The organism is Umezawaea beigongshangensis (genome assembly GCF_016464305.1).
GTDB lineage: Bacteria > Actinomycetota > Actinomycetes > Mycobacteriales > Pseudonocardiaceae > Umezawaea_A > Umezawaea_A beigongshangensis.
The window spans coordinates 368625-395460 of sequence record NZ_JAEIOJ010000006.1 but is presented as its reverse complement, the minus strand read 5'-3'; the positions used below and the strand labels follow the sequence as shown (position 1 = coordinate 395460).

The window sequence follows — 26836 nt, the reverse complement described above, 5'->3', positions numbered from 1 at the left end:
ACGTGCTCCATCAAGAACGCCGCCGCCGACGACATCAACGTCCCGAACGGATCGATCGCCATGCTCGCCGCATCCGCCGCCAGACCCACCAGACCGAGACCACCCTCGACCCAGCTGCCCTCCTTGAACCCGTTCCACGTGTCCATCGCCGACTCGGCGATCGAGATCCCCGACGCCCACCCGTTGTCCCCCGTACCGGCGTTCACCAGACCACCCGGCTCACCCGGCGCCTGCGCCACCAACGGATTGGCCTCAGTCACGATTCGCCCCCTCATGTGTCAGTCGGAAGAATGACACCGCCCAGGATGGTAGGTCCCCAGCTCACTCTCCGTTAGCTCTTTCGGCGTAGTCGCCCCACCTGCTCACCGAGAGCCAGGCCGGAAGCACGGTGACGCGGGTCACGATTCGCCATTGACACGGGTCAAGCGGGTGCACAAGCTTATGGAAGCGCTCTCACGGCGGTGTCCGGTCCTGCAACCGGCCCCCGCGAGCGTGCTCCCGCCGGGTGACGGCGTCAGCTGGCGGGGAAGTCGCCCTCCACCCTGTCCGAGGAGTCTTCGCATGCACAGACGAACCAGGTGGTCGAGCGCGATCACCGCACTGGCGGTGGCCGCGTCCGTCGCGGTCTCCGGTCCACCGGCTCAGGCGATCGGCCCCGACCTGCTGCCCCTCACGATCACCAACAACAGCGGCCGTTCGGAGCCGGTGCACCTCTACGTCCTGGGCACCGACATCCGGCCCGGTGGACGGCTCGGGTACGTCAACCAGGGAGGCGGCTTCACCCCCTGGTCCCCCGGTTCGAACCCGCCGGTGCCCGCTCCCGACGTCTCCATCGCCGGTCCCGCGAACGGCGGCAGCGTCACGGTGCGGGTGCCGCGCTTCATCTCCGGGCGCGTCTACATGTCGTTCGGCGAGAAGCTGAAGTTCTTCCTCACCCCGGACGGCCTGGTGCAGCCCGCGCCGTGGGCCGCGGGCGACCCCAACCGGAACATCCTGTTCGACTGGAGCGAGTTCACCTACAACGACTCCGGCCTGTGGCTCAACAGCTCGCAGGTGGACCAGTTCGCCGTGCCGCACGCGGTGACGGTCACCGGGGCGAGCGGCGCGACGAAGAAGACCGGTGAGCTGGTCTCGAACGGCCGCGAGAACGTGATCAACGCCCTGCGCAACCAGCCCGGTTGGGCGAACTCGATCCTGACCAGGTCCGACGGCACGGTGCTGCGGGTCCTCGCGCCGGGCAAGGCGGCCGACGCCGGGCTGTTCAGCCCCACCTACCTGGACCCCTACATCGCCCAGGCGTGGAACGCGTACACGAGCAAGACCCTCACCGTCGTGCCGTTCACCGACCAGCCGAACACCAGGTACTTCGGGCGCACCTCCGGCAACGTCATGAACTTCACCAACACCGCCGGTCAGCACGTCGCCTCGTTCACCAGGCCGTCCACCGCCAACGTGTGGGGCTGCGACGGCGCGCTCGCAGCGCCCAACGACCAGGTCGTCGGCCCCATCGCCCGCACCCTGTGCGCGGCGCTGCACCGCTCCACCCTCGGCACGATCGACACCCAGCCCGGCGGCGGGCCGGCCGACTTCTACCGGGGCGCGATCACCAACCACTACTCGCGGGTCATCCACCAGAACATGGTGGACGGGAAGGCGTACGGCTTCGCCTTCGACGACGTGCAGGCCCAGGAGTCGCTGGTGCACGACGGTGATCCGCGTGCCGCGGGGATCGTCCTGACCCCGTTCGGCGCCGGCGGGCCGGGCACCCCGCAGCCGACGACCAGCAGCATCGTCAGCGACTGGCACGGCAAGTGCGTCGACGTGCCCAACGGCAACTACGCGGACGGCCAGCGGCTGATCGTGCGGAACTGCACCGGTGCCGCGAACCAGAGGTTCGAGTTCACCGGCGGCACGCTGCGGTCGCAGAACAACAAGTGCGTGGACGTCGCGTGGGGCTCGACCGCGAACGGCGCGGCGGTCCAGCTCGCCACGTGCAGCGGCAATGCCGCCCAGCAGTTCGTGCTGAGCGGCGCGGGTGACCTGGTCAACCCGCAGGCGAACAAGTGCGTGGACATCGCGGACTGGAACCCGAACGACGACGCGGTCCTCCAGCTGTGGGACTGCGGGGGCACCGCGAACCAGAAGTGGCACCGCGGCTGAGCGCTGATCGGACGGTCGCCGCCCCGGCCCGCGCCGGGGCGGCGGTCAGCCGGAGCGCAGGTCCTCCGCGACGCGGCGGCGGGCGATCTCCTCGAACGCCGCCGCCCCGGTGACGTGTCGCCCGCCCTGGCCAGCAGCCGGAGGGTCGACGTCCTCGACGTCCTCGACGTGCACGAACGCCACGCCGGAACCGTCCCGGTTGCCGGAGCGCGGCGTGGGGCGAGTCCTCCGGTGCCCACCTCGCGCCCCTGCTCGGGCTCACCGGTGACGGTGAGCTGGAGGGCGACGTCGGCGTGCGGACGGCCGACCTCCTCACCGACCGGCTGGTCGGAGCTGCCCGGCGGGGGCGACGGGGCGTCGGCGGAACCGCACCAACGACGCGAGCCGTCCGGGGTGACGCCACGAAGGTGTGGTTCCACGTGCTGGTCGGGTCGGGTGTCCCGCTTGCCCGTCCGCGCACGTGCCACTTCACTCGGACACCTGCCGCGTCCCGGACCGCTCTCCCGCAGACAGGAACCCGAACCATGTCCGTCACCGACGAGCTGATCGCGAACAACGCCGCCTACGCCGCGCAGTTCTCCGGTCCGCTGCCCCTCCCGCCGTCCAAGCAGGTCGCCGTCGTGGCGTGCATGGACGCCCGCATCGACGTCTACCGCGTCCTGGGCCTCGGCGAGGGCGAGGCCCACGTCATCCGCAACGCCGGTGGTGTGATCACCGAGGACGAGATCCGCTCCCTCGCCATCAGCCAGCGCCTGCTCGGCACGCGGGAGGTCGTCCTGATCCACCACACCGACTGCGGGATGCTGACCTTCACCGACGAGGAGTTCACCCGGACCATCCAGGACGAGGTGGGCGTGAAGCCGTCCTGGGCGGTGGAGTCCTTCACCGACGTGGAGGAGGACGTGCGCCAGTCGGTCGAGCGCATCCGCATCAGCCCGTTCGTGCCGGTGAAGGACTCGATCCGCGGGTTCGTGTTCGACGTGGCGACCGGGAAGCTCGACGAGGTGCACCCGATCGCGCAACGGTGATCCCGGACCACCGCGGCGGTCCGGGATCAGACGCCGAGCGCTGCCCGGACCCGCCCGACGACCGCCTGCTCCGCCTCGCCGACCCGGCCGTCCGCCGAGGCGACCTCCTGGCACACGGCGACCACCGCGGCGGGGAAGGCCAGCGCCTCGGCCGGCGCCTTCGCCGCGAGGATGCGGGTGGACAGGCGCAGGGCGGTCAGCACGCCGTTCTCCACGTCGGCCGCGGAACCCTCCGGCAGCTCGGGCCGGTCGGCGGCGAGGACGTCGCGCAACTCCGGCGACAGGTGCGTCATCGCCCTGATCCCCGCGCGGCTCTCCTGGTCGAGCGCGCCGGGCTCCGCCGTGGACACCAGGACCATCGCGCCGAAGACGGCCGTGCGCAGCGTCCGGCCCTCCTCCTCCGTGAACTCAGTCATGGGACACACCCTAGATCGACCTGTCGCACGTTCTCGCGCACCTCGGCCGTTCGGGCATCCGCGACCGGCCGTCCGCACCGGGGCTCACGGCGCGGTGGGCGCCGCGCCGTGAGCCACCCTTCCCTCAGCCCTTGACCGAACCGGTGAGCCCACCGACGATGCGGCGCTCGGCGAGCACGAAGAAGGCCAGCGCCGGAATCATCGACAGGGCCGTGAAGGCGAGCACCAGCGCGGTGTCCTGGGAGTACTGCGACTGGAACGTGGCGACGCCGAGCGGCAGCGTGAAGTTCGTCGCGTCGTTGAACACCAGCAGCGGCAGCAGGTAGGCGTTCCAGCTGGTGACGAACGCCAGCACGCTCACCGTGATCAGCGCGGGCACGGACAGCGGCAGCAGGATGCGCCAGAAGAAGCCGAGCCTGCTCGCGCCGTCGAGCACGGCGGCGTCCTCCATCTCGATCGGGATCGCCCGCATGAAGGGACGCAGGATCACGATCGTCACCGGCAGGGAGAAGGCGGCCTGCGGCAGGGCCACCCCGAGCGGGTTCTCCAGCAGCCCCAGCTGCCTGAGCCACTGGTACAGCGGCAGCGCCGCCAGACCGACCGGGAACAGCAGACCCAGGGTGAACAGCGTGTAGAACGCCTCGCGGCCCCGGAAGTCGTAGCGCGACAACGCGAATCCCGCCGTCGAACCGAGACCGACGGCCAGCACCGTCGCGATCACGGCGATCAGCGCGCTGTTGCCCAGGAACTGCCAGAACGTCTCCGAGACCAGGATCGCCCGGTAGTTGTCCCACACCCACGGTCCGGGCAACCCGGCGGGCGCGGCGTTGATCTGGGCGGTGGTGCGGAAACCGCCCAGGGCCACGAACAGCAGCGGCACCACCGTGACCCCGACGATCAGCGCCGCCGCGAGGTAACCGGCCGGTGTGCCGAACCTGGACCTGCTGGACACGTGCACGGCCATGATCAGCCCACCATCCTGGTCACTGCGCCCTCGGTGTCGCGGCGCAACACGTAGCGCTGGTAGAGCAGGGCGAACAGGAAGCAGACGACGAAGACGACCACCGCCACCGCGCTGCCGTAGCCGAACTCGTAGCGCTTGAAGCCGTGGTCGACGAGGTAGGTCGCCATCGTCGTCGACGCGTTCGCCGGACCGCCGAGGGTCATGATCCACACCAGGTCGAACAGCTGGAGCGAGCCGATGACCGACAGGAAGATCCAGATCCGGATCGTCGGGCCGAGCAGGGGCAGCACCACGAGCCTGGTGGTCTGCCACGGCGAGGCCCCGTCGAGCGCGGCGGCCTCGCGCACCTCCACCGGCACCGCCTGGAGCCCGGCCAGCAGCAGGACGACGCCGAAGCCGATGTACTTCCAGGTGATCACCGCGAACAGCGTGTAGAGCACGACGTCGGGGTCGGCGAGCCACTGCTGCACCAGGTCGCCCAGCCCGGCCGCGACGAGCACCCGGTCCACGAACCCGCCCGGTTGCAGCATCAGCAGCCAGATGACGGCGGTGACGGCCTCGGAGAGCACGTAGGGCGCGAACACGACGGCCCGCAGGACGGCCCGGCCGCGCAGCCTCTGGTTCAGCAGCAGCGCGAGCCCGATGCTCAGCGGCAGCTGCACCACCAGCGACAGCACGACGATGATCACGTTGTGCCAGAAGGCGCTCTGGAACACCGGTCCGGACAGCGCGTCGGTGTAGTTCGTCAGGCCGACGAAGTCCTGGAGCGGACCGAAGCCGTTCCACCGGTAGAGGCTGTAGAACGCCGCGATGCCGATGGGCGCCAGCACGAACAGCGCGAACAGCACCAGTGCCGGCCCCAGCAGCAGGACGAGCTCCAGCCGCGTGCGCGTGCTCGTGCGGCGGGTGCGGGGCCTCGGCGGAGCCGGTGGGGCGGGCGGCGCGACCGGCCGCCCCACCGTCGTGGTCGTCTCGGTCATCACTTGCTTCCGGCCGCGGCCTGGTTCACGGCCTCGACGATGCTCTCGGGCGATCCCTGCCCGGCGAAGAGGTTCGCGACGGCCTCGTTGAGCGCGGCGCCCACGTTCGTCGGGAGCGCGCGGTCGAAGTACATCTGCACGTGCGGCGCGTTCCGGCCGTGCTCGAAGACGGTCTTCAGCGCGTCGCTCTTGAGCGCGGTGGCCGCGGCGGGGTTGACCGGCAGACCCGTTCCGCTCGCCGCGAGGGAGTGCTGCACCTCGTCGCTCACCAGGTACTCCAGGAAGTCGGAGCACGCCTTCGCCGCCCTGGTCGTGCAGGAGAAGCCGTCGCCGCCGCCGAGCACGGCGTTCGGAGCTCCCTTCCCGCCCTCGACCGACGGGAACGGGAACCAGCCGATCTTCGACTCCAGGTCGGGGTCCTCGGTCAGCGACGACATCGTGCCCGGCTCCCAGTCGCCCTGGAGCTCCATCGCGGCCTTGCCGTTCGCGACGAGACCGGCGGAGCTGCCCGCGCCCTGCTGCGCGGGAGTGCCGTTGAAGCCGTCCTGGAACGGTTCGGTCGCCAGGAACGCCTGGAGGTCCTCACCCGCCTCGCGCCAGCACGGGTCCTTGAGCTCGACGGCCTTCACCGACTGCTCGACCACCTCCGGGGAGCACCTGCGCACGGCGAAGTAGTTCCAGTAGAAGGCGTCGGGCCAGCGGTCCTTGCCCCCCACCGCGATCGGTGCGACCCCGGCGGCCTTCAGCTTGCTCACGGCCTCGTTCAACTCGTCCACCGTGGTCGGGGTCGCGGTGATCCCGGCCTGCTCGAACAGGTCCTTGCGGTACCAGAAGCCGACGACGTGCTGCGCGAACGGAACGCCGTACTGCTTGCCGTCGACCTGCCAGCCCTGGGCGAAGTCGCCGATGGTGGAGATCCAGCCCCTGGTGTTCTCGGTGATGTCGGCGAGCTTTCCCGAGGTGAGCTGCGAGGCGAGGTCACCTCCTCCCCACTGCTGGTAGACGTCCGGCGGGGTCGTCGACTGGAGCGCCAGCGGGATCTTCGTGGAGAAGTCCTCGTTCTGGATGGGCTGAGCGCTGATCGTCGCGTCCGGGTGGGCTTCGTGGTAGTCCACGGCCACCTGTTCCCAGACCGACTTGATGGGGTCCGTGGTGCCGTTGTGCCACCAGGTCAGCGTGACCGGCCCACCGGCTTCGGTGGGCTCCGTGCCCCCGCAGGCGGCGAGCACCAGCGCGGAGGCGACGACGAGCGTGGGGATGGTGCGGATCGAGCGCATGGGAAGTCCACTCCTGACAACGTCGGCCGAGTTGGACGGGCAGAGCAACGCACAGGCTGCGGGGGCAGTCTGGCCCGAGTGAAAATCTCGTGTCAATCGTTATCGATAACGTTTTACAACGGCTAGGCTGACGCCGTGCCGCCCAGTTCCCGCATCACCATTCGAGACGTGGCCGTGCAGGCCGGCGTCTCGATAGCCACGGTTTCCAAGGTGCTCAACCAGCGCTACGGGGTCGCCGCAGAGACGTCGGCCCGCGTGCGGGCGGTGATCGACGAGCTCGGGTACGAGGCGAGCCTCGTGGCTCAGAGCCTGCGCAACCACCGCACGAACGTCATCGGCATCCTGGTCGCGGACCTCGAACCGTTCAGCACCGAACTGCTCAAGGGCGCGGCGGACTCGATCCGCGGCAGCGGTTTCGAACTGGTCGTCTACTCGGCCGGGGGACGCACGGGCGACCAGGCGGGCTGGGAGAAGCGGTACCTCTCCCGGCTGAGCGGCACCCTGGTGGACGGCGCGGTCCTGGTCACCCCGGCCGTGGTCCTGGAGGCGCTGCACGGGACGCCGGTGGTGGCCGTCGATCCGCACACCGGGCCGACGGCGCTGCCGACCATCGACTCCGACAACCTGCGCGGCGCCCAGCTCGCCACCGAGCACCTGCTCGCGCTGGGCCACCGCCGCATCGCGCTGCTCACCGGCAGACCGGACCTCCAGTCCGCGCAGCTGCGCGAGACCGGCTACCGGCGCGCTCTGGCCGCGGCGGGCGTACCCGTGGACGAGGACCTGATCAGGGTCGGCTCCTACGACCCCGACATCTCGCGGCGGTCGGCGCGGGAGCTGCTCACCGGGCCCGACCGGCCCACGGCCGTGTTCGCGGCCAACGACCTCTCGGCGATCGCGACCGTGGAGACCGCGTCCGCGCTCGGGCTGCGGGTGCCGGACGACCTGTCGGTGGTGGGGTTCGACAACATCCCCGACTCGATGCTGTGCACTCCCCCGCTGACCACGGTGGACCAGCCGATCCGCGAGATGGGACGGCGTGCGATCACGCTGCTGATCGAGCTGATCAACGGGGGCGAGCCGGCGCGGACGCACCTGACCCTGGACACCAAGCTGGTCGTGCGCCAGTCGACCAGGGCGGTCGCCGTCCCCTCCTGACGCACCCGTTCGACCAGCTGGCGCGCTTCGAGACCGAGCCGCGCGCGAGGCGGTCGACGCGCACCCGCGCGCCGATCGCGAGTTGACCGTTCAGGCAGTGCGAGTCGGCCGTCGGAGCACGGCGAGGTGGTCGTTCGCGACGCGAACGCTCACCTCGCCGTGCCCGGACGCGCGACTCGCGGTCAGAGGGTGCGTTCCAGGCGGGTGGCCAGGATGCGGTTGAAGCGGGCCGGATCGGCCAGCTCGCCGCCCTCCGCGAGCAGGGCCATGCCGTGCAGCAGCTCGGCCGTGTCCGCCAGGCCGGCGCGGTCCTCGGTCTCGGCCAGGGCGGTGCGCAGCCTGGTCACCAGCGCGTGCTCCGGGTTGAGCTCCAGGATGCGCTTGACCTGCGGCAGCTCCTGCCCCATCGCCCGGTACATCTTCTCCAGGGTCGGGCTGAGGTCGTGGGTGTCGCCGACCACGCACGCGGGCGAGGTGGTGAGCCGCGTCGACAGGCGCACCTCCTTGACGGCGTCGCCGAGCGTCTCGCCCATCCAGGTCAGCAGCTCGGCGAACTCCTCCCGCTGCGCCTCCGACGCCTCGGCGTCGGAGTTGAGGTCGACCTGCCCCTTGGCGATCGACTGGAACTGCTTGCCGTCGAAGCCGGGGACCGAGTCGACCCACATCTCGTCCACCGGGTCGGTGAGCAGCAGCACCTCCAGGCCCTTGGCCCGGAACGCCTCCATGTGCGGGGAGTTCTCGATGGTCGCCCTGGACTCGCCCGTCATGTAGTAGACGTGCTCCTGCCCCTCCTTCATCCGCTCCACGTACTGCCGCAGCGTGGTGGGCTTCTCCGCGTCGTGGGTCGAGTCGAAGGAGGCGATGTCGAGGATCGCGTCGCGGTTCTCGAAGTCGTCGAGCAGACCCTCCTTGACCGCGCGGCCGAACTCGCTCCAGAAGGTCGAGTAGGCGTCGGGACGCTCGGTCATCATGGTCTTGACCGTTGACAGCACCTTCTTGACCAGCCTGCGGCGCATGAGCTGGATCTGCCGGTCCTGCTGGAGGATCTCGCGGGACACGTTCAGCGACAGGTCCTGCGCGTCGACCACGCCCTTGACGAAGCGCAGGTACTCCGGCATCAGCTCTTCGCAGTCGTCCATGATGAAGACGCGCTTGACGTAGAGCTGCACGCCGCGCTTGCGCTCCCGCATGAACAGGTCCAGCGGGGCCTTGGACGGCAGGAACAGCAGCGCCTGGTACTCGAAGGTCCCCTCCGCCTGCATGCGGATGGTCTCCAGCGGGTCGTTCCAGTCGTGGCTGACGTGCTTGTAGAACTCGGTGTACTCCTCGTCGGTGACCTCGCTGCGCGGACGCGCCCACAGCGCCTTGCGCGAGTTGATCGTCGTCGGCTCGGCGTCGTCCTCGCCCTCCGGCGCCATCCGCACGGGCCAGGTGATGAAGTCGGAGTACCGCTTGACGATCTGGGTGATCGTCGCCGTCGAGGTGTAGTCGTGCAGGTTCTCCTCGGCGTCCGCCGGCTTGAGGTGCAGCGTGACGCTCGTGCCCTGCGGGGCGTCGGCGACCGGCTCGATCGTGTAAGTGCCCTCGCCGGTGGACTCCCAGCGAACGCCCTCGGCCGCGCCGGCGCGGCGGGTCACGAGGGTGACCTTGTCGGCGACCATGAAGCTGGAGTAGAAGCCGACTCCGAACTGGCCGATGAGGTCCTGGGAGGCGGCCGCGTCCCGCGTCTCCTTCATCGTGCGCAGGAACTCGGCGGTGCCCGACTTCGCGATCGTGCCGATCAGCTTGACCACCTCGTCGCGGGTCATGCCGATGCCGTTGTCGCGGACGGTCAGCGTGCGCTGCTCCCGATCGACGTCCAGGGCGACGTGCAGGTCGGAGGTGTCGACCTCCAGCTCCTTGTCGCGGAACGCCTCCAGGCGCAGCTTGTCCAGCGCGTCGGAGGCGTTGGAGACCAGTTCCCGCAGGAACGTGTCCTTGTTCGAGTAGATCGAGTGGATCATCAGCTGGAGCAGCTGACGAGCCTCTGACTGGAACTCGAGCGTCTCGACGTGCGCGGTCACGGGCTTCCCTTCACGAGGTCCTCTGGCAGCCCCGCATCGTACCCAGTCGGCTCTTCCCGCGGGGAAAGCCGGGCCGCTCAGCCCGTCGCGCCCACCCCGGGCGCGTCGAGCACCGGTCCACCGGCGAGCCGCTGCACCCGCGGACCGCCGGAGTCGCGGTCGTGCTCGTCGCAGTGGCGATGACCGGGTGGCGTGCCGTTCCGCCGTCCGGTGGGCCGGTCGGCGGCGTCGCCCCCGGCACGCTCCTCCGTTCGGCTCGCACGCCGACGGGTGAACGGTGACGGGGTGCGGGAGCGGAGGCACCGGGATTCGCTCGAACGGCGGTGCTCCGAACCGACGACCCGCTCGACCATGTCCGAGCGGGTACCGGTGACGGCGGCGAGAGGACGCGGTTGTCACGAACTCGTTCAGCTCCCCCGGCCACCGGTACCCGCTCCACCGTCGAAGACCGCCCACCGCACCGGACTCGTGGCCGGAGGTGGGACCAGCCGCACACCGCGACGGCGGGCGATCCGTTCCTCGTCCACGAGGTGCTGACCCGCGGCGACCGCGCAGCGCTTCCGGAGAGCGCGGCGGGCCTGCTCCCGGCTCACCCGCGCCTCCCCGCACGCCGCCGGGCCGGGCGAGCAGCGTCGACGGCGGCCGGGCCGGTCAGACCGGACTGGTCCCGACCACGACCGTGGCGTCCAGCTCCTCGGAGGTGACCAGCCGCGGCACGAGACCGCCGCGGGCGAACGCCTCGGCGGTGCGCGGCGCCTGGCTCGCGCTCGTCTCGATCAGCAGGTGCCCGCCGGGCGCGAGCCAGTGCGGCGCGGCCGCGGTCACCCGGCGCTGGACGTCGAGCCCGTCCGCGCCGCCGTCGAGCGCGACCCGCGGCTCGTGCACCCGCGCCTCCGGCGGCATCAGCCCGATGGCGGCGGTGGGCACGTAGGGCGCGTTGGCCACCAGGACGTCGACCCGGCCCGCCAGTTCGACCGGCAGCGGCGCGCAGAGGTCGCCCTCGTGCACCCGGCCGCCGACGGCCTCGACGTTGCGCCGCGCGCACGCCACGGCGACCGGGTCGACGTCGGCGGCGTGCAGGTCGATCTCCGGCAGGAGCGTCGCGAGCGCGGTGCCCACCGCGCCCGAGCCGCAGCACAGGTCGACCACGACGGGACGCGGCGCGGCACCGGACGCGCTGAGCAGCGCGACGGCCTCCCGGACGAGGAGCTCCGTGCGGCGCCGGGGGACGAAGACACCGGGGTCCACGGCGATCCGCAGACCGCAGAAGCCGGCCCAGCCGAGCACGTGCTCCAGGGGGAGGCCCGCCACCCGGCGGTCGACCAGGACGGCGAGGTCGGCCGGTGTCCGGGCCGCGGCGACGAGCAGTTCGGCCTCGTCCTCGGCGAAGACGCAACCGGCGGCGCGGAGGGTGGAGACGACGGAAGAGGGTGACACGGGCATCGAGAAGCCTTTCGGGGGAACGCCGAGGGGCGCTCTCCCGGTCACCTACGGCGTGCGGACCGCAGGGCCGCGAGACGAGAGCACCCGACCTGGACGAGCGGTCACGAGTTCCCACCTCCCCGGGCGTGCGCGTCCGACGCTGTCGGCGGTCACGGTATCCGATCTCGCCGCACGGCCGTCCGGCGGCATCTCCGCACCTGATCGCACACTTTCCGGAACGATCGCGTCCACGAACGGAGGCGGAGAACGGGTGAGGACCGTCACTGCGAGGTGACCGTTGCTGACAGAATGCGTGCTGTGAGTTCTCACCCGTCGCTGTCCGAGGTCGTCCGCGCGCTCGACGACGTCGATCCGCACGACACGGCGGAGGTGCTGGCACTGCTGTGGGACGGGCTGTGCCGCTCGCGGCTGATCGGGCTGTTCCTGGCCGCGCAGGACCAGCGGCGCGCTCGTCTCCAGGCCAACGCGGAGGCGGTGGAGCACGCGATCGCGGTGGCCCTGCGCGGTTCCTCCGCGCTGGCGGGACGAGCGCTGGAGCTGCCCGGCCCCGGTTCCGGCGGAGAACCGCGGGAGCGGGGCGACGCCGCGGACGCGCTGCTCGCGCTGTTCGCCGACACCGCGCAGCGCGTGGCGCTGTCGGCCAGCGCGCACGCCGAGCAGTGGACCGACCACCGGGCCTGCGCCAACGCCTCGACGCTGGCCACCGAACTGCGCGAGGCGTGGTCGGGCAACCGCCCCTCCTACCGGCACGTGCCCGCGCGGAAGCGCTGAACCGGGGCCTCAGGAGGCGTCGATCAGCGGGCGCCGCGCGTGCAGCACGTCGGAGAACCCGTCGACCACCTCGTACAGCGGCCGCCGCGCCCCCTCGGCCAGCTCGACGGCGTCCCCCACCGCGACGATGTGCGAGTCGAGCACGAACCAGCCCTGCACGACGTGGTGCGCGCCGAGGGCGGACAGCACCGGCCGCAGGGCGTAGTCGACCGCCAGCACGTGGGCCGGGCTGCCGCCGGTCACGACGGGCAGCACGGCCTTGCCCGCCAGGGCGAACTGCGGCAGCAGGTCGAGCAGGCTCTTGAGCAGGCCGCTGTAGGCGGCCTTGTAGACCGGGGACGCCACGACCACGCCGTCCGCGGCGGCGACTGCCTCCACGACCTCCGCGACGGCCGGGTCGCGGGTGTCGCCGGACAGCAGCGCCGCCGGGGGGAGCTCCCTGACCCGGATCGTGCGCACCCGGTGGTCGCGCTCCCGCAGGCGCAGGGCCAGGTGCTCGGCGAGGGCGGCCGTGCGGGACGTCGCAGACGGGCTTCCGGACAGGACGAGGATCGAGGGCACGGGGCCACCTCCGGCGGATCGGGTCGTGCCGCGACGAGCGGTGCGGAGCACCGCTCCATCCACTGTGGACCGTGGAGGCGCACGACGCGGTCTGGTCACCCCATCTGAGCAGCGCGGTGAACACCCGTCAACACCGGCGGCGCGCGACCGGGGGTGGTTTCACACCTCGGGACCAACTCGGAGGTGCCGTACCCCGGCACGAATCCACGATCCGAGACGGGCGGACCGACCGTTGACTTCTTCTCGAGGCGCACCAAGACTCGGTGCCGTGAGGGACGACGAACTCCTGGTCGCTCGCCTGCACGTCGATCTGCGGCGCCAGGCGAGCGCGATCTGTCGCATCCGCTGAGCCGTTTCCCCCTCGTGCGCCCTCCGGGCGTCGCGACGGCCGTTTCCCCCTTCTCGTGACCGTTGGAGAAATCGTGTCGATTTCCACCACGGGGGTTCTCGCGCGTCCGCGGACAGCCGACGCGCGCCCCGATCCCCCCGCCAAGAAGCGCCGACCGCCCGACCTCCGCCGCTGGATCTCCCCCGTCGCGCTCGTCCTGCTGTGGCAGGCGGCGAGCAGCACCGGGGTGCTGCCGCCGGACGAGCTCGCCTCACCGGTCACCGTGGCCCGCGCGGCCGTGGACCTCGCCGTCGACGGCGAGCTCGGCAGCGCTTTCGCGGTGTCGCTGCGCCGGGTGGCCGTCGGCTTCGTCCTCGGCGCGGCCGCCGGCCTCGCGCTGGGCCTGCTCGCCGGGCTGTCGAGGTGGAGCGAGACGCTGGTCGACCCACCGGTGCAGATGCTGCGCACGCTGCCGCACCTCGGGCTGATCCCGCTGTTCATCCTGTGGTTCGGCATCGGCGAGGAGCCGAAGATCGCGCTCATCGCCTGCGGGGTGGCGTTCCCGCTGTACCTCAACCTGCACTCCGGCATCCGGCAGACCGACCCCGACCTCCTGGAGGCGGCGCGGGTGCTCGGCTACACCCGTGCCGAGCGCGTGCGGCACGTGGTGCTGCCGTCCGCGGTCCCCCAGACCCTGGTGGGCCTGCGGATCGCGCTGGGCACGGCGTGGCTGTCGCTGATCGTGGCCGAGCAGGTCAACGCCGACGCGGGGATCGGCCACCTGATCAACAACGCCCGCGAGTTCCTGCGCACGGACGTCGTCGTGGTGGGTCTGCTGGTGTACGCGCTGCTGGGGCTCACGACCGACGCCCTGGTCCGCGGACTGGAGAGGAGGGTGCTGCGGTGGCAGACCCGGTGATCACCAGCGCGGTGCGGGTCCGCGGCCTGACCAGGACGTTCGGCACGAGACGCGTCCTGCGCGACGTGGACCTGGACATCGCCGGCGGCGAGTTCGTCGCCCTGCTGGGCCGCAGCGGCTCCGGCAAGTCCACCCTGCTGCGGGTGCTCGCGGGCCTGGACCGCGAGGTGCGGGGGGAGGTCGACGTTCCCGGCACGGTGTCCGTGGCGTTCCAGCAGCCGCGGCTGCTGCCGTGGCGTCGGGTGTGGCGCAACGTCTCGCTGGGGCTGCGCGGCGTCGACGGCCGAGCGGTGGCCGTGAAGGCGCTGGCCGAGGTGCAGCTGGCCGGCCACGCCGAGGCGTGGCCGCTCACCCTGTCCGGCGGTGAGGCGCAACGGGTGTCGCTGGCGCGAGCCCTGGTGCGGGAGCCGGACGTGCTGCTGCTGGACGAGCCGTTCGGCGCGCTGGACGCGCTGACCAGGCTCGCGATGCACGCGCTGGTGGAGCGGCTGTGGAACACCCACCGGCCGGCCGTGCTGCTGGTGACGCACGACGTGGACGAGGCGCTGCTGCTCGCCGACCGCGTGCTCGTCCTCGACGACGGGCACGTCATCACCGAGCACCGGGTCGACCTGGCCCGTCCTCGTGACCGCGGGTCGCTGGTCGACCTGCGCGCCGAGGTGCTCGCGGACCTGGGAGTCGACCGTGAGACGACCTAGAGCGCTCCTCGCCCTGATCACCGCGTCGGTGGCCGCCCTGAGCGCGCTGACCGCCTGCACCGGCGACCCGGCGGCGTCCGGGGAGGTGCCCGCCCCGGTGAGCGCGGACCAGCTCGCGGACGTGGTGCTGAAGGTGGGCGACCAGAAGGGCGGCTCGAAGTCGCTGCTCGCCGCCGCCGGGCTCCTCGGCGACGTGCCCTACGAGATCGAGTGGGCCACGTTCACCTCCGGGCCGCCGCTGCTGGAGGCCGCGTCCGCCGGGGCGATCGACGTCGGCGGCGTCGGCAACACGCCGCCCCTCTTCGCCGCGGCCGCGGGAGCGAAGATCTCCGTGGTCCACGCGGTGAAGGGCAACGTGACCAGCGACGCGCTGCTCGTGCCGCGGGACTCGCCGCTGCGCGGCGTGGCCGACCTGCGGGACAAGAACATCGCCGTGGCGAAGGGGAGTTCGGCCCACGGGCAGATCCTGCTGAACCTGCGCAGGGCCGGACTGTCCACGAAGGACGTGAAGCTGAACTTCCTGCAACCGTCGGACGCCTACGCCGCGTTCAGCCAGGGCCAGGTGGACGCGTGGGCGACCTGGGACCCGTACACCTCGCAGGCCCTGCTCGACACGGGCGCGCGGGTCCTGGTGGACGGCCGGGAGACCGCGAACGGCTACGGCTTCCAGGTGGCGGGCACGGCGGCACTGGCCGACGCGGGCAAGAACACCGCGATCCAGGACTACCTGCTGCGCCTGGCGAAGGCGCAGAAGTGGGCCGGCGACCACCTCGACGAGTGGGCCACCACGTGGGCGGGCGAGACCGGTCTGAAGATCGAGGTCGCCAGGGCCTCGGTGAACCGCGGTCCCGACCTGCCCGTCGCGCTGGACGACGAGGTGGTCGCGTCGGAGCAGGCCCTGGCCGACGCGTTCACCGAGGACGGCACCCTTCCCGGCTCGCTGGACTTCGCGAAGTTCGTCGACCGCCGGTACCAGGAAGCGCTGAAGGAGGAGCAGACGTCGTGAGCATCACCCTGCACTGGTTCCTGCCCACGTCGGGCGACGGCCGCACGATCGTGGAACGCTTCCACGCCAACCGGTCCCAGGGCGCGGCGGCTCAGCGCCAGCCCGACATCGACTACCTCGCCCAGATCGCCCGCGCCGCCGAGCACAACGGCTTCACCGGTGTCCTCACGCCGACCGGCACGTGGTGCGAGGACGCGTGGCTGACGACGGCCGCGCTGATCGCGCGGACCGAGCGGCTGAAGTTCCTCGTGGCGTTCCGGCCCGGTGTGGTGTCCCCGACGCTCGCGGCGCAGATGGCCGCCACCTACCAGCGCATCTCGCGCGGGCGGCTGCTGCTCAACGTCGTCACCGGCGGGGACGCGGTCGAGCAGCAGCGGTTCGGCGACTGGGCCGATCACGACCAGCGCTACGCCCGCACGGACGAGTTCCTCCAGATCGTGCGCGGCGTGTGGTCGGGTGCGCCGTTCGACTTCGACGGCACCCACTACCGCGTCGCGGGGGCCACCGTGCTGGCGGTGCCGGACCCCGTTCCGGAGATCTACTTCGGCGGGTCGTCGGCCGCGGCGCTGCCGGTGGCGGCCGCGCGCGCCGACGTCTACCTCACCTGGGGCGAGCCGCCCGCGCAGGTGGCGGAGAAGATCGGGCGGGTGCGGGAGCTGGCCGAGGCGCGGGGGCGCGTCGTGCGCTTCGGCGTCCGCCTGCACACGATCAGCCGCGACACCTCCGCCGAGGCGTGGGCGGAGGCGCAGAAGCTGCTCGACGCGCTGGACCCGGCTCAGGTGCGGCGGTCGCAGGCGGTGCTGCGGGAGAGCGAGTCCGAGGGGCAGCAGCGGATGCTCGCCCTGCACGGCGGCGACCCCGGCCGGGGCGTGCGCGGCCTGGAGGTCCACCCCGGCCTGTGGGCGGGCGTGGGACTGGTGCGCGGTGGTGCGGGCACGGCCCTGGTCGGCAGTCACGCCGAGGTGGCCGACCTGATCGAGGAGTACCACGCGCTGGGGATCGAGGAGTTCGTGCTGTCGGGCTACCCGCACCTGGAGGAGGCGTACTGGTTCGGCGAGGGCGTCCGGCCGGAGCTGGCCCGTCGCGGCCTGCTGGCCGGGCGGGAGGAGCTGGACCTCCCGGCGGTGTGCGAGAACTCCGCCGTGTCGTCAGACTCCGGGGCGACGGCCCCTGGCGTCACCCTGGACGTCGGTGTCGATGCGCTCCTCGCGGACCTCGCCGCTCACCGTCTCGTTGCCGGTGACGCGCTCCTTGCTCAGGCGCACGCGCTCCACCGGAACGGCCTCCGTCTCCACGACCGGACGCTCCTCGTGCAGCGTCACCTCGTGCTCCTCCTCGGAGATCGCCGGGCCGTCCAGCGCCGCACCGCGGTTGGCGTCGGTGATGGGCTCGCGCTCCACCCGCACCTCTTCCCGGCTCACCGGGACCTCGACCTGCTCGGTGCTGGTCACCACGTACTTGCGCAGCCGGGCACGGCCCGCCTCGCGCTCCTCGGTGCCGACCTTCAGGCGCTCCTCGGAGCGGGTCATGGCGTCGTCGGTGTTCGGGCCCGACGTGTCGTGGCCGACGGCCGCGCGGTGCCCAGCGGAGGTGCGGTCCGCGGAGGTGAGGTCGGTGTCGGTGAGGTCGGTGTCGGTGCGACCAGTGCGACCGGTGGCGGCGCGGCCGGTGGTGGCGCTCCGCTCGCCGACGGTGTCGGTCCCGCCGCCGGTCAGGCCGTAGTGGCGGTACAGCCGCGTCTCCTCGTCGCGGTCGATGTGCCCGCTCGACGGGTCGAAGTTCGGCGCGTCCTTCACCTGCTCCTTGGTGTGGGGCGTGGTGACGTCGTCACCGCTGGACCGCAGTCCCTCCACGGGCAGGAAGGTCTCGTTCATGCCGAACAGGCCGGTGTGGACGGTCACCCAGGTGGGCTGGCCGCTGTTCTCGTCCGTCCACAGCTCACCGAGCTTGCCGATCTTGTCGCCCGAGCTGTCGTACACGGTCCGGCCGGTCAGCGAGGTGAGTTCCTGCCGGTTCAACGTGGTCATGTCGTGCTTCTCCTTCCCCCGCCGTCGCTGGGCGCAGGCGTGCGGGAGGTTCGTCGGTCGTGTGGCGTGCCGCGTCCGTCGTCGACGGTGCGGCCCGCGGGATCGGGAGCGGGCGTTCGCGTGACGCCCCGGCCGGGGTTCGAGGCCGGGGCGGCGCCATCGCGTTCGACGGCGGCCGTGCTCGACGCTCTCGTTCCCGTCCGTACCAGTTCCCCACCACCTGGGCGAGGTAGGACTCGGATACCTCGTTCGCGAGAAGTCACACCTCATCCGGCGAATTTTCTCCGTACCGGGTGAAAAATGGCGCCGCTTCTACTCCGCGTGTCCCCCGGCAGAGCGACAATGCTGTTCGCCCGCGCCCTACCCGCGCGCCACCAGGACAAACGTGAAACTACTACCACTCCGCGTAGAGGAGTCCGGCCGTGCGAACCGATTTCCGCCACCGGTGGCACGCCCCGTGCGACGACGGTCCGGGGCGAGAGCGAAGAACCACTGCGAATTCAGCAGGAGCGGGTTACCGCGCCGGGGTCGTGCCGCGAATTCCCTTCGGCCGTCGCACACGGCGACGCCCCGGTTCCTCCCCGCCGTCGCGGGGGAACCGGGGCGTCGCCGGTGGCGCCGGATCAGCCGAGGAGGACCTCGGCCAGTTCCCGGAACGAGTCGGCCACGTCGGCGTCGGGAGCGGTGAGGAGCTGGACCGCGACGTGGTCGGCGCCCGCGTCCAGGTGCTCGGTGACGCGGCGCTTCACCGTCGCGGCGTCGCCGTGGACGACCAGCGCGTCGATCAGGCGGTCGCTGCCCCCGTCGGCGAGGTCGTCGTCGCCGAAGCCCAGCCGACGCCAGTTGTTGGTGTAGTTGCTCAGTCCCAGGTAGACCTCCACGGTCTCGCGGGCCAGCGCCCTGGCCCGCGCCGGGTCCGTGTCCAGCACGACCTTCTGCTCGGGCGCCAGCAGCACCTGCGGGCCCAGGACCTCGCGCGCCGCCGCGGTGTGCTCGGGAGTGGTCAGGTAGGGGTGCGCACCCGCCGTGCGCTCCGCGGACAGCCGCAGCACCTTCGGGCCGAGCGCGGCCAGCACCCGCCGCTCGACCGGGACACCGGCGGTGTCCAGGGCGTCGAGGTAGTCCTGCAACGCCTGGAGGGGCTTGGTGTACCGGGTGTTGGCCTCGGGGTGGCTGACGCCGAGGCCGAGCAGGAACCGGCCTGGGTGCTCGCGCTCGATCCGGTGGAACGACGCGCCGGCGGTGGCCGCGTCGTCGCTCCACACGTTGACGATGCCCGTGGCCACCGAGAGCGTCGAGGTGGCGTCGAGCAGCTCCTGCACGAGCGCCAGGTCGCCGCTGGGCGAACCGCCGACCCACACGGCGCCGAAACCCAGCTCCTCCAGGTGGGCCGCCAGCGGCGCGTCGAGCAGCTGACCCAGCCGCCACACGCCGATGGTTCCCAGTTCGGACCTCGTCATCGTGCCGTCCTTCCCGTGGAGCGGATCGTGTACCGACAACGGCCCCCACCCAGTTCTACAAGGTGTCGCCGTCCCGCGCACGGAGCACGGCGACGATCACCCCGGTGCCACGTCCAGGCGGGCGAGGACCTCACGCAGGGTGTGGCGTCCAGGACGGCCGCGACCCGGTCCCGACCGGCTGACGCCGGTCGGCCGGTGCACGCCGGGTGATCGTCGGCGAGACTGGTCGCGTGGAAACGCACGAGGTGCTCGACGCGGCCTACCGCGCGCTGCTGGAGCCGCTGTCCGGCCTGGACGAGACGACCGCGTGGCGTCCCACGCGCTGCACCGGCTGGGTGGTGCGCGACCTCGTCCTGCACCTGCTCGGCGACGCGCGGCGGGCCCTGGTGGCGCTGCACACCCCGGCGGACGGCCCGGCCGACGTCGACGCCGTGAGCTACTGGAACGCCTGGCGGCCCGGCACTGCGGACGCCGACGACGAGCGCCGCCACGTGCGGCTCGCGGCCAGCGCCTGGCCGAGCACGGCACCGCTGGTGGAGCAGTACGCCGAGACCGCGCACGCCGTGCTGGACGCCGCGCGCGGCCGGTCCCCGCACGAGCACGTGCGGACTCAGGGGCACGTGCTGACCACCGGTTCGCTGCTCAGCACGCTCGTGGTCGAGGCGACCGTGCACCAGCTGGACCTGGGCCTCGGGGAGGTGTCGGCGGCCGGGTCGGCCGAGGTGCGCCGCGTCCTGGACGGCCTGCTCGGTCACCCGGCGCCGTTCGCCGACACCGTCCGCTACGCCCTCGTCGGCACCGGTCGCGAACCGCTGCGCGACGACGAGCGGGCCCTGCTGGGAGCGAGCGCCGACCGGCTGCCCCTGTTCGGCTGATCCCGTCTCACCCCTCCGTGTTCGGCGAGCCCGCTCGGGCGTCGTCGTGCACAGTGGGCGGCGGTCCGGGCCCGCCCGGCCCGGCGGGAGGAGGAGGCGTGGGCAGGCACAACGACGACCGGAGCGGCTGCGTCTCCGTGCGTGAGCTGGTGGCGCGGGCGATCTCGGCCGGTGACGTGCTGTACCTGGCGTGGCCCGAGACGGACCACGACGAGGTCGAGGTGCCCGACCAGCGCGACGGCGGATTCCCCACCGGCGTCCTGCCGAGGCTCACGAACGGGTGAACTCCGGCTCGACGGGCTCGGCTCGGCGCAGCGCGGCCACCTCGTCCGTCGCGATCTTGTGCCGGCCCTCGTCCGCCCGGTCCCGCGCGGAGCCGATCAGCCGGTCGCACTCGACGAGCACCGGAACCCTCTCGGGACCCGGCCCCGTCGACGTCCACGCCCTCCGCGCTGGCCGTCCGGCGGCAGGTAGCGCACCTCGTCACCGGAACACGGCCCGGTCACGTCACCAGCAGCGCCGCCTCTCCCGTTGCGGACCTGCTCCGGCGTGCGGTGCTCCGCCGGCCCCGGCGCACCTCCGACCAGTGCCTCCGCCCAGGGCAGCAGGACGCGGGCGTGCGCGTCCACGACGGCCGGGACGCTCAGGCGGGCTCTCCGATCAGCGCGGAGATCCGTCCCACCAGCCCCGGCACGTCACCGCCCCCGCCGTCGAGCAGCCACCGTCCCATCTGGACGGACGCGGCAACCACGGCGGAGGCCCTCTCGTGGCGGCGGTCGCCGAACGCGGTCCACAGGCCGTCGTCCAGCACGTCGGCGGCCAGCAGGAGTTCGGCCAGGACGGCGGCGTCCTCCAGCGCTTGAGCTGCGCCCTGCGCCAGGGTGGGCGGGCAGGAGTGCGCGGCGTCGCCGATCAGCACGACCCGTCCCCGGTTCCACGGACGGTCCAGCACGTGCGCCTCGAACCACGTGTAGTTGACCAGCGACGGGTCGGAGAGGCTCGCGCCGATGTCGTCCCAGTGCCCGCGGTAGCCCCGCGCCAGCGCCCGCACGACCTCGACCCGCTGCTCCGGGGTGAGTCCGGAGCGGTCCTGCGCGTCCTCCACCAGGTAGGCGTAGAGGCTGTTCTCGCCCGTGGGGCAGTACCCGGCGATGTGGCAGGGGCCGCCGTAGACGATCTCGGTCCGCACGACCCCGGCGGGCCGGGGCGCGAACACCCGCCAGATGCCCATGCCGGTGGGGGTCGGCTCCAGGTCGACGCCCACCGCGGCGCGGGTGGCCGAGCGGACGCCGTCCGCGCCGATCACCAGGTCGTAGCGCGCGGACGAGCCGTCGGTGAACGTCACGTCCACCCCGTCCGCGTCCTGGGCGAGACCGGTGAAGGTCACGCCCGTGCGCACCGACGCTCCCCGTTCGCGGGCGCGTTCCACCAGCAGCCGCGCCAGGTCCGGCCGGTACATCCCGAGCGCCGCCGGCAGGTCGGCACCGCCGGTGCGGGCGTCGGCGATCTCGGCGATCAGCGTCGCCTCCGGGTCGGGGGCCCGCAGCCCCACGGTGTCGAAGGGGTAGCCCAGCTCCGCCACCCGGTCCCACACGCCGAGCCGCCGCAGCACGCGCAGCGCGTTGCCCTGCAACGTGATCCCGGAGCCCAGGGCCCCGACGTCGGGCTTGCGCTCGACCACGTCGACCCGCACGCCTCCCTCGGCGAGCAGGATCGCCGACGCGGTTCCGGCCGCCCCGGCACCCACCACCAGAACGTTCCGCACACTCGTCACAACGGGCTCCTCACTTCACGACAACGGGGTGCAGGGGCGCCCGCGGTGCCGGTCACCGGCAGAGGGGCGGCGGTCAGCCAGAACTCGGGGTCCCACGTCTCGTCGAACTCGCCGAACTCGTCGCGGCGCACCGCGAAGCTCCACGTGCCCGTGCCGGACGGTCGATGCTACCGATCACGGGAGCGCGGACGGGTGCCGGTCTCGACCCGGCCCCGCTGGACGCGCTGCTCCACGAGCGCCGCAGTGCGCCGCGACGTCGACGGGACCCGACGACGTCGTGAGGGCAGCGGGAGCTGCCCCCGCACCGCCCCCGCGCACCTTGCCGCAGCTCGGCGCGAGCACCGACGCCGGACCGGCAGGACGGCGACGCGTGGCGGTGGCGGTGGCGGTGGCGGTGGCGGTGCGAGCGTTCGGCCGGGAACGACCGGAACCGGTGGTGCGGCACAGCCGTCCCGTGCGGCACGCCCCCTCCCGCAGGGGCAGAGGGCAGCGCGGCCCGCGCCGATCGCCGACATCACCAGGAGGACGTGGCTCGAACAGCTCACCAAGAACGTGGACCTGTTGTCCAGGGCCGGGTACGAGCAGGTGATCGGCGGCGCTGCCGCCGACGAGTTCGAGTCCACGGGTGAGACGGGGAACCGGACGGAGGAGGTCGGCGCGAACGTCGCCGCGCCGACCCTGGTGCCGCGCCGCACGAGGGGCGGCCTCCCGCACACCTCGACGCGGCTCCCCGACCGGTCAGCCCCTGCGGAAGAACTCGACCTCGCCGATCGCGACGTGCCGGCCGGGGTCCTGACCGGCCGCCGCCCGCACGACCAGGCGGATTCCCACCACGTCGCTGATCCCCGAGTCCACCGTCTGCGGGCCCGGCCGGTCGGCCAGGGCGACGGTCCGCGTCGTCGCCGAACCGTCGGAGGCGGTGACCACGAGGTCCACCGACGTCGCGCGCCCCTGCGCGGCGAACTCCTCCGGCTCGGTCGACGCGCCGGTGTGCACGACCAGTGCCACGAGACGGAACGGCGCGGCGAAGCCGAAGTCCACCGAGTCGCCCACCGCCGCCGCACCCCAGTAGCGGTTGGTGAGCCCGTCGGAGGCGGACGCGGCGGGGTGGCCGTCGACCTGAGCGCTCGCGGTGACGCGCTCGGGCACCACCGCCACGGCGTCGCCCAGCTTGTCGCGCACGTCCTCGACCAGCGTTCGCGCGACGGGCAGGAACACCACCCCGGCCACCACCAGCGCGGCGACGAGGAGCAGCGCGAACAGGCGGCGGGCGATCCGGCCGCCGCTGCCGCCGATCCTCCTGCGCCTGCGGAACGGCCAGCGGGTGCGCCACCCCGTCGGGGCCGCGACGGCGGCGGCGCGGTTCAGGGGCGCGGCGCAGTGGCGGCAGAAGCGGCGCTCCGGCGGGTTCGGCGTACCGCACACCGGACACGGCGGGCCGTCCACCACGACCGCGCCGGACGGCGGGGTGGGCACCGGGCGCGGGGCCACCGGTCGAGCGGGCCGCACCGCGCCCGGCTGGGCCTCCCGCGGTGCCACCGCCGGAGCCGGGGGCGCGGCACCGGGTCGCACCGGGCCCACCTCCTCGGCGGGCGTCTCCTCCGCCGCGCTGGACCAGCCGAGGTAGGTCCCGCAGTTGCCGCAGAAGTCGTCGGTCTCGCCGTTCGGCGAGCCGCACACCGGGCAGGCACGCACTCCCATCAGCTCCCTCGCGCGTCCGGCGGGCCGGGCAGCACCTCGACCTCGGTGGTGACGTGCGCCGGGCACGACGCGGCGACCACGGCGACGACCTGGTCCCGGTCGACCGCGCCGGTGCGGCCCGGCCACACCCGCACGCGCACGAGCGGGTCGGCTGAGCCGGGCAGCGGGGAGCGGGTCTCCCGCGACCAGGCCGCGCCACCGCCGTCCACGACCTGCGCGTGCACGCCGAGACTCAGCCACAACCGCTGCACCAGGCCCCGCGCGGTGCCGCGCCAGCGGTGCAGCTCCAGGGTCCTGGCGACCACCGCGCGACGCAGTTCCAGCGGCCACACCGGGTCCAGCTCGGCGCCCACCCAGGTCGCCAGCCACATCAGGAAGTGCTCCGGCGCGAGGCGGCTGTCGAAGTGCGCGGCGAGGTTGTCCAGTGTGGACAGGACGGGCGCGATCACCGCGTCGAGCCCGGCGGTGAAGCGCTGCGCGAAGTCGTCGTCGGCGTACATCGCGGGCAGCATCCCGCCGATCGGGTACCGGCTGATCAGCTCCGCCGTCACGGCCCACCGCCCGAGCCGGTGACGACGACCTGGTGCTGGTGGGAGAACACCAGCGCGTCGGGGGCGACGTCGACCCGCTCCACGGCCGCGCCGCGCCGCCCGGTGATCGGGTCGGCGGGGAAGAGCCGCACCTCGTCCACCAGCTCCACCCCGGTGATCCGCTGGAGCACCGCGAACACCTCGCCGTACTGGACCGGCTTGCCGAACGGCCACCCGGAGCCGTCCGCGCCACCGCGCAGCGGGTTCAGGTGGGCGTACAGGGCGGCCACCGCGTCCTCCCTGACCCGGTCGGCCACCGCGCCGGGCGCCACGAGCCTCGCCACGACGGTCACCCCCTGGTAGGCGGGCGGCTCCACCAGCACGCGGGTGCCGACGAGGCGGCGCTCGTCGAGCGCGGTGGCGATCGAGGTGAGCACCTGCTCGGAGGGGACGAGCTGCTCGAACCGCAGCCGGTCGCCCTCGTCGGCGACGGCGTGCGGCACGACGAGCACGCGCACCGCGCCGCCGTTCCCGCCGTCGGCGGGCAGGCAGCGCACCCGCGCCACCGACGGCGCCGCCCCGCGCGCGATCTGCTCGTGGTCGGCCGCGGTGACGGCCCGCTCCTGCACCCGCAGCACGTTCGGCGCGCGGAGCTTCGCGTTGGCCACGGTCTCGCCGTCCACCCCGCCACCGGCGGCCTCCCGGTTGACGACCGACGCCACGTACGGCACGGAGCTGCGCAGCACGGAGACGGAACCGCGCGCGACGTTGCCCGCCGCGCCGCCGCCCGTGCGGTAGCTCAGGACCCGGACCCGCTCGCCCCGCGCGGGCACCTCGCCGTACAGGCGCAGGGTGCCGTCGGACTCGCGCACCGCGGGCGGGAACGCGAACTCGCCCCTGGTCGCGTCGACCACGACGTGCCGGTCCGCGACTCCGGAGGCCCCGAAGTGCTCCACCACCGTCCAGTCCTGCCAGCCGTCGGGTGAGGACACCTGCACCACCGGTGGTCCGCCGTCGAGCAGGACGGGCGTGGCGGGCACGGTGAAGACCTGTCCCGGCACGCCCTCCGAGGTGCCCAGCGGCACGTCGCGCACCGTCTCGGCGTGCTCGGCGGTCGCGGTGCCGCCGACGGTGAAGACCTCGGCCTCGCGGATCGTGGGGGACTCCGAGTAGAACGGCTGACCGGGCTGCGGCGTCGTCACCACGCAGCGCAACCACCCGGCCCGGAAGCCGCCGACGACGGACTGCGTGTGACCGGCCGGGACGTGCACGACGACCTCGCCGGGACGGTTGAGCCCGCCCGTGGTGTCCTCGCCGACCTCGCACTCCGCCCACCGCGCGCCGTCCCACGCCTCCCAGACCAGCGGCGGCTGCCGGGGGTCGACGCCGACACCCTCGACCCGGCTGTCCAGCCGCACCGCGACGATGCACCGCGGCACGGCCAGCGGCAGTCCCAGCAGCACGGCGTCGCCGGGGGCCGGACTCGCCTGGAAGCACGGCACGTCCGCACCGGCGCGCAGGTCGTTCGTGCGGTCGGTCTGCTCGCCGTCGACCGCGGCGGTCACCAGGCGTTCCAGCGAACTGGGCACGATCGGCAGGTCGGCGGTCGTCGTGAACACCACGGCCTCCTCGGTGTCCGAGCGGGGCGTGGCGACCTCGGTGCCCGCGCGCAGCAGCACGACGTCCGGCTGCGGGGCGGACAGCAGGAAGTCGACCTCGGCGGTGGCCGCCGACGGCGGGAACAGCCGGATGCCCAGCAGGTCCAGGAACGCCAGGTGGTTCTTCTCCGGCACCCGGTTCAACCGGTAGAGGAGCTGGTCGACCAGGTGGGCGAACGTCTCGATGAGCGTGACGCCGGGGTCGGAGACGTTGTGGTCCGTCCACTCCGGAGCCCGCCGCTGCACGTGGGCCTTGGCCTCGTCGACGAGCTGCTGGAAGCGGCGGTCGTCCAGGTTGGGCGAGGGCAGGGCCATCAGCCGGCACCTCCCTCGTCGGACGGGATGGTGTAGAAGGGGAAGACGAGGTTGCGGCGGTCGTTGGTGGAGCGGACCGTGTAGTGCACGTCCACGTAGAGCGTGCCGGCCTCCACCGCGTCGAAGGCGATCACGACGTCGTCGACGGCGATCCGCGGCTCCCACCGCTCCAGCGCGGCGCGCACCTCCGCGGCGATGCGCCCGGCCGTCGCGCCGTCGGCCGGGGCGAAGACGAAGTCGTGGATGCCGCAGCCGAACTCCGGCCGCATGGGCCGCTCTCCCGGCGCGGTGCCCAGGACCAGCGCGATGGCCTCCTCGATCTCGCGCTCCCGCTCGACCATGCCGATGCCGCCGGTTCCGCTGACCCGCAGCGGGAACGCCCAGCCGCGCCCGATGAACTTCTCGCTCACACCGGCCCCCCGATCAGCACGTTCGGGGCGCCGATCACGATCGTGGCCCCGCAGGCCGTCCGGTCGTTCATCCGCGCGGCGGGCAGCCCGCCGACGAGCACGATCCCGGAGCGGGCCGCCAGCGGGTTCGGCAGGATCACGTTGGCCGGCCCGGTCGCGGCGTGCGGCGGGATCGGGCAGACGTGCAGGCTGCCGACGACGGCGGCGGGCTTGCCGCCGATCAGCACGCTCGCCACGGCGACCGCCGCAGTCGGCGGGGGCGTGCCGATCACGCCGCCGTGCGCGGTGGCGTCGCCCGTCCTGGCTGCGGGGGGCAT

At 72.8% G+C, this 26836-nt stretch carries 29 protein-coding genes and 1 pseudogene; 11 read left to right on the top strand and 19 right to left on the bottom strand.

Annotation, left to right across the window (positions count from 1 at the left end; genetic code table 11):
• Positions 1 to 260: hypothetical protein (locus IMZ35_RS17920; protein WP_199442232.1), on the bottom strand; the 260-nt coding region annotated here is incomplete at its 3' end.
• 301 nt (positions 261 to 561) lie between these two features.
• Between IMZ35_RS17920 and IMZ35_RS17915 the strand changes: the two genes are divergently transcribed.
• Positions 562 to 2160, top strand: a complete 1599-nt coding sequence (locus tag IMZ35_RS17915) for a glycoside hydrolase family 64 protein (protein ID WP_199442231.1) — start codon at positions 562 to 564, stop codon at positions 2158 to 2160.
• A gap of 45 nt (positions 2161 to 2205) precedes the next feature.
• On the opposite strand, the gene IMZ35_RS17910 is transcribed toward IMZ35_RS17915, so the two are convergent.
• Positions 2206 to 2343 (bottom strand): hypothetical protein, encoded by a 138-nt coding sequence (locus IMZ35_RS17910; RefSeq protein WP_199442230.1) that lies wholly within the window; start codon positions 2341 to 2343, stop codon positions 2206 to 2208.
• Positions 2344 to 2684: 341 nt separating this feature from the next.
• Here IMZ35_RS17910 and IMZ35_RS17905 point away from each other — a divergent pair, with 341 nt between their 5' ends.
• Positions 2685 to 3188 carry a beta-class carbonic anhydrase gene (locus tag IMZ35_RS17905; protein ID WP_199442229.1) on the top strand — a complete coding sequence of 168 codons (504 nt, stop codon included), beginning with the start codon at positions 2685 to 2687 and terminating at the stop codon, positions 3186 to 3188.
• A 26-nt stretch (positions 3189 to 3214) separates the two neighbouring features.
• Here the strand turns inward: IMZ35_RS17905 and IMZ35_RS17900 are convergent, their stop codons facing one another.
• The 4 genes from IMZ35_RS17900 to IMZ35_RS17885 all read right to left on the bottom strand — a co-directional run bounded on the left by IMZ35_RS17900 (position 3215) and on the right by IMZ35_RS17885 (position 6825).
• Positions 3215 to 3604, bottom strand: a complete 390-nt coding sequence (locus IMZ35_RS17900; protein ID WP_199442228.1) for a tellurite resistance TerB family protein — start codon at positions 3602 to 3604, stop codon at positions 3215 to 3217.
• Between the two features lie 124 nt (positions 3605 to 3728).
• Positions 3729 to 4568 (bottom strand): carbohydrate ABC transporter permease, encoded by an 840-nt coding sequence (locus tag IMZ35_RS17895; RefSeq protein ID WP_199442227.1) that lies wholly within the window; start codon positions 4566 to 4568, stop codon positions 3729 to 3731.
• A gap of 2 nt (positions 4569 to 4570) precedes the next feature.
• A complete protein-coding gene (locus IMZ35_RS17890; RefSeq protein WP_199442226.1) occupies positions 4571 to 5548 on the bottom strand; it encodes a carbohydrate ABC transporter permease in 978 nt (325 codons plus the stop codon).
• Positions 5548 to 6825 carry an ABC transporter substrate-binding protein gene (locus IMZ35_RS17885; protein WP_199442225.1) on the bottom strand — a complete coding sequence of 426 codons (1278 nt, stop codon included), beginning with the start codon at positions 6823 to 6825 and terminating at the stop codon, positions 5548 to 5550. The genes IMZ35_RS17890 and IMZ35_RS17885 overlap by 1 nt, the downstream gene beginning before the upstream one ends.
• 135 nt (positions 6826 to 6960) lie before the next feature.
• Here IMZ35_RS17885 and IMZ35_RS17880 point away from each other — a divergent pair, with 135 nt between their 5' ends.
• Positions 6961 to 7980, top strand: coding sequence for a LacI family DNA-binding transcriptional regulator (locus IMZ35_RS17880; protein WP_307868310.1), 1020 nt, complete (start codon positions 6961 to 6963; stop codon positions 7978 to 7980).
• Between the two features lie 182 nt (positions 7981 to 8162).
• Here IMZ35_RS17880 and htpG read toward each other — a convergent pair whose 3' ends face one another.
• The 3 genes from htpG to IMZ35_RS17865 all read right to left on the bottom strand — a co-directional run bounded on the left by htpG (position 8163) and on the right by IMZ35_RS17865 (position 11486).
• Positions 8163 to 10043 carry a molecular chaperone HtpG gene (gene htpG / locus IMZ35_RS17875; protein WP_199442224.1) on the bottom strand — a complete coding sequence of 627 codons (1881 nt, stop codon included), beginning with the start codon at positions 10041 to 10043 and terminating at the stop codon, positions 8163 to 8165.
• A 407-nt stretch (positions 10044 to 10450) separates the two neighbouring features.
• Positions 10451 to 10636: a hypothetical protein gene (locus tag IMZ35_RS17870; RefSeq protein ID WP_199442223.1), complete on the bottom strand. Its 186-nt coding sequence runs from the start codon at positions 10634 to 10636 to the stop codon at positions 10451 to 10453.
• Between the two features lie 58 nt (positions 10637 to 10694).
• Entirely contained in the window at positions 10695 to 11486 is a 792-nt protein-coding gene (locus IMZ35_RS17865) for a putative protein N(5)-glutamine methyltransferase (protein WP_199442222.1), read from the bottom strand.
• 297 nt (positions 11487 to 11783) lie between these two features.
• On the opposite strand from IMZ35_RS17865, the gene IMZ35_RS17860 reads away from it, so the two are divergent.
• Entirely contained in the window at positions 11784 to 12257 is a 474-nt protein-coding gene (locus IMZ35_RS17860) for a hypothetical protein (protein WP_199442221.1), read from the top strand.
• A 9-nt stretch (positions 12258 to 12266) separates the two neighbouring features.
• Here IMZ35_RS17860 and ssuE read toward each other — a convergent pair whose 3' ends face one another.
• Positions 12267 to 12818, bottom strand: a complete 552-nt coding sequence (gene ssuE, locus IMZ35_RS17855) for an NADPH-dependent FMN reductase (RefSeq protein WP_199442220.1) — start codon at positions 12816 to 12818, stop codon at positions 12267 to 12269.
• Between ssuE and IMZ35_RS32100 the strand changes: the two genes are divergently transcribed.
• The 5 genes and pseudogenes from IMZ35_RS32100 to IMZ35_RS17835 form a co-directional block, all read left to right on the top strand.
• Positions 12709 to 13167, top strand: a complete 459-nt coding sequence (locus IMZ35_RS32100) for a putative leader peptide (RefSeq protein ID WP_368857016.1) — start codon at positions 12709 to 12711, stop codon at positions 13165 to 13167. The two genes, ssuE and IMZ35_RS32100, sit on opposite strands and share 110 nt — an antisense overlap.
• A gap of 73 nt (positions 13168 to 13240) precedes the next feature.
• Positions 13241 to 14065, top strand: a complete 825-nt coding sequence (locus IMZ35_RS17850) for an ABC transporter permease (RefSeq protein ID WP_199442219.1) — start codon at positions 13241 to 13243, stop codon at positions 14063 to 14065.
• Positions 14050 to 14763: an ABC transporter ATP-binding protein gene (locus IMZ35_RS17845; protein ID WP_307868308.1), complete on the top strand. Its 714-nt coding sequence runs from the start codon at positions 14050 to 14052 to the stop codon at positions 14761 to 14763. The genes IMZ35_RS17850 and IMZ35_RS17845 overlap by 16 nt, the downstream gene beginning before the upstream one ends.
• Entirely contained in the window at positions 14750 to 15769 is a 1020-nt protein-coding gene (locus IMZ35_RS17840; protein WP_307868307.1) for an ABC transporter substrate-binding protein, read from the top strand. The genes IMZ35_RS17845 and IMZ35_RS17840 overlap by 14 nt, the downstream gene beginning before the upstream one ends.
• Positions 15766 to 16866: pseudogene (locus IMZ35_RS17835) on the top strand (LLM class flavin-dependent oxidoreductase); the annotation flags it as partial. The gene IMZ35_RS17840 and the pseudogene IMZ35_RS17835, both read left to right, overlap by 4 nt.
• A 51-nt stretch (positions 16867 to 16917) precedes the next feature.
• On the opposite strand, the gene IMZ35_RS17830 reads toward IMZ35_RS17835, so the two are convergent.
• Together IMZ35_RS17830 and IMZ35_RS17825 are read right to left on the bottom strand one after the other, a co-directional pair.
• Complete coding sequence (locus IMZ35_RS17830) at positions 16918 to 17796, bottom strand: DUF2382 domain-containing protein (protein ID WP_199442218.1); 879 nt, start codon at positions 17794 to 17796, stop codon at positions 16918 to 16920.
• Between the two features lie 623 nt (positions 17797 to 18419).
• Positions 18420 to 19256, bottom strand: a complete 837-nt coding sequence (locus IMZ35_RS17825) for an LLM class F420-dependent oxidoreductase (RefSeq protein WP_199442217.1) — start codon at positions 19254 to 19256, stop codon at positions 18420 to 18422.
• A 230-nt stretch (positions 19257 to 19486) separates the two neighbouring features.
• On the opposite strand from IMZ35_RS17825, the gene IMZ35_RS17820 reads away from it, so the two are divergent.
• Together IMZ35_RS17820 and IMZ35_RS17815 are read left to right on the top strand one after the other, a co-directional pair.
• Positions 19487 to 20131 (top strand): maleylpyruvate isomerase N-terminal domain-containing protein, encoded by a 645-nt coding sequence (locus IMZ35_RS17820; RefSeq protein ID WP_199442216.1) that lies wholly within the window; start codon positions 19487 to 19489, stop codon positions 20129 to 20131.
• A gap of 98 nt (positions 20132 to 20229) precedes the next feature.
• Positions 20230 to 20415 (top strand): hypothetical protein, encoded by a 186-nt coding sequence (locus IMZ35_RS17815; protein WP_199442215.1) that lies wholly within the window; start codon positions 20230 to 20232, stop codon positions 20413 to 20415.
• Here the strand turns inward: IMZ35_RS17815 and IMZ35_RS31445 are convergent.
• The 7 genes from IMZ35_RS31445 to IMZ35_RS17785 all read right to left on the bottom strand — a co-directional run bounded on the left by IMZ35_RS31445 (position 20402) and on the right by IMZ35_RS17785 (position 26836).
• Positions 20402 to 20536, bottom strand: a complete 135-nt coding sequence (locus tag IMZ35_RS31445; RefSeq protein WP_267877160.1) for a hypothetical protein — start codon at positions 20534 to 20536, stop codon at positions 20402 to 20404. The two genes, IMZ35_RS17815 and IMZ35_RS31445, sit on opposite strands and share 14 nt — an antisense overlap.
• 238 nt (positions 20537 to 20774) lie before the next feature.
• The gene (locus IMZ35_RS17810) at positions 20775 to 21905 is read right to left on the bottom strand and encodes an FAD-dependent monooxygenase (protein ID WP_199442214.1); all 1131 of its coding nucleotides are present in this window, start codon (positions 21903 to 21905) and stop codon (positions 20775 to 20777) included.
• A gap of 738 nt (positions 21906 to 22643) precedes the next feature.
• On the bottom strand, positions 22644 to 23606 hold the full coding sequence (locus IMZ35_RS17805) for an NADase-type glycan-binding domain-containing protein (protein ID WP_199442213.1): 963 nt from the start codon (positions 23604 to 23606) through the stop codon (positions 22644 to 22646).
• The gene (locus IMZ35_RS17800) at positions 23606 to 24157 is read right to left on the bottom strand and encodes a phage tail protein (RefSeq protein ID WP_307868305.1); all 552 of its coding nucleotides are present in this window, start codon (positions 24155 to 24157) and stop codon (positions 23606 to 23608) included. The genes IMZ35_RS17805 and IMZ35_RS17800 overlap by 1 nt, the downstream gene beginning before the upstream one ends.
• The gene (locus IMZ35_RS17795; RefSeq protein WP_199442212.1) at positions 24154 to 26109 is read right to left on the bottom strand and encodes a putative baseplate assembly protein; all 1956 of its coding nucleotides are present in this window, start codon (positions 26107 to 26109) and stop codon (positions 24154 to 24156) included. Before IMZ35_RS17795 ends, IMZ35_RS17800 begins: the two co-directional genes overlap by 4 nt.
• Positions 26109 to 26519, bottom strand: a complete 411-nt coding sequence (locus tag IMZ35_RS17790) for a GPW/gp25 family protein (protein ID WP_199442211.1) — start codon at positions 26517 to 26519, stop codon at positions 26109 to 26111. The genes IMZ35_RS17795 and IMZ35_RS17790 overlap by 1 nt, the downstream gene beginning before the upstream one ends.
• Entirely contained in the window at positions 26516 to 26836 is a 321-nt protein-coding gene (locus IMZ35_RS17785) for a PAAR domain-containing protein (protein WP_199442210.1), read from the bottom strand. The genes IMZ35_RS17790 and IMZ35_RS17785 overlap by 4 nt, the downstream gene beginning before the upstream one ends.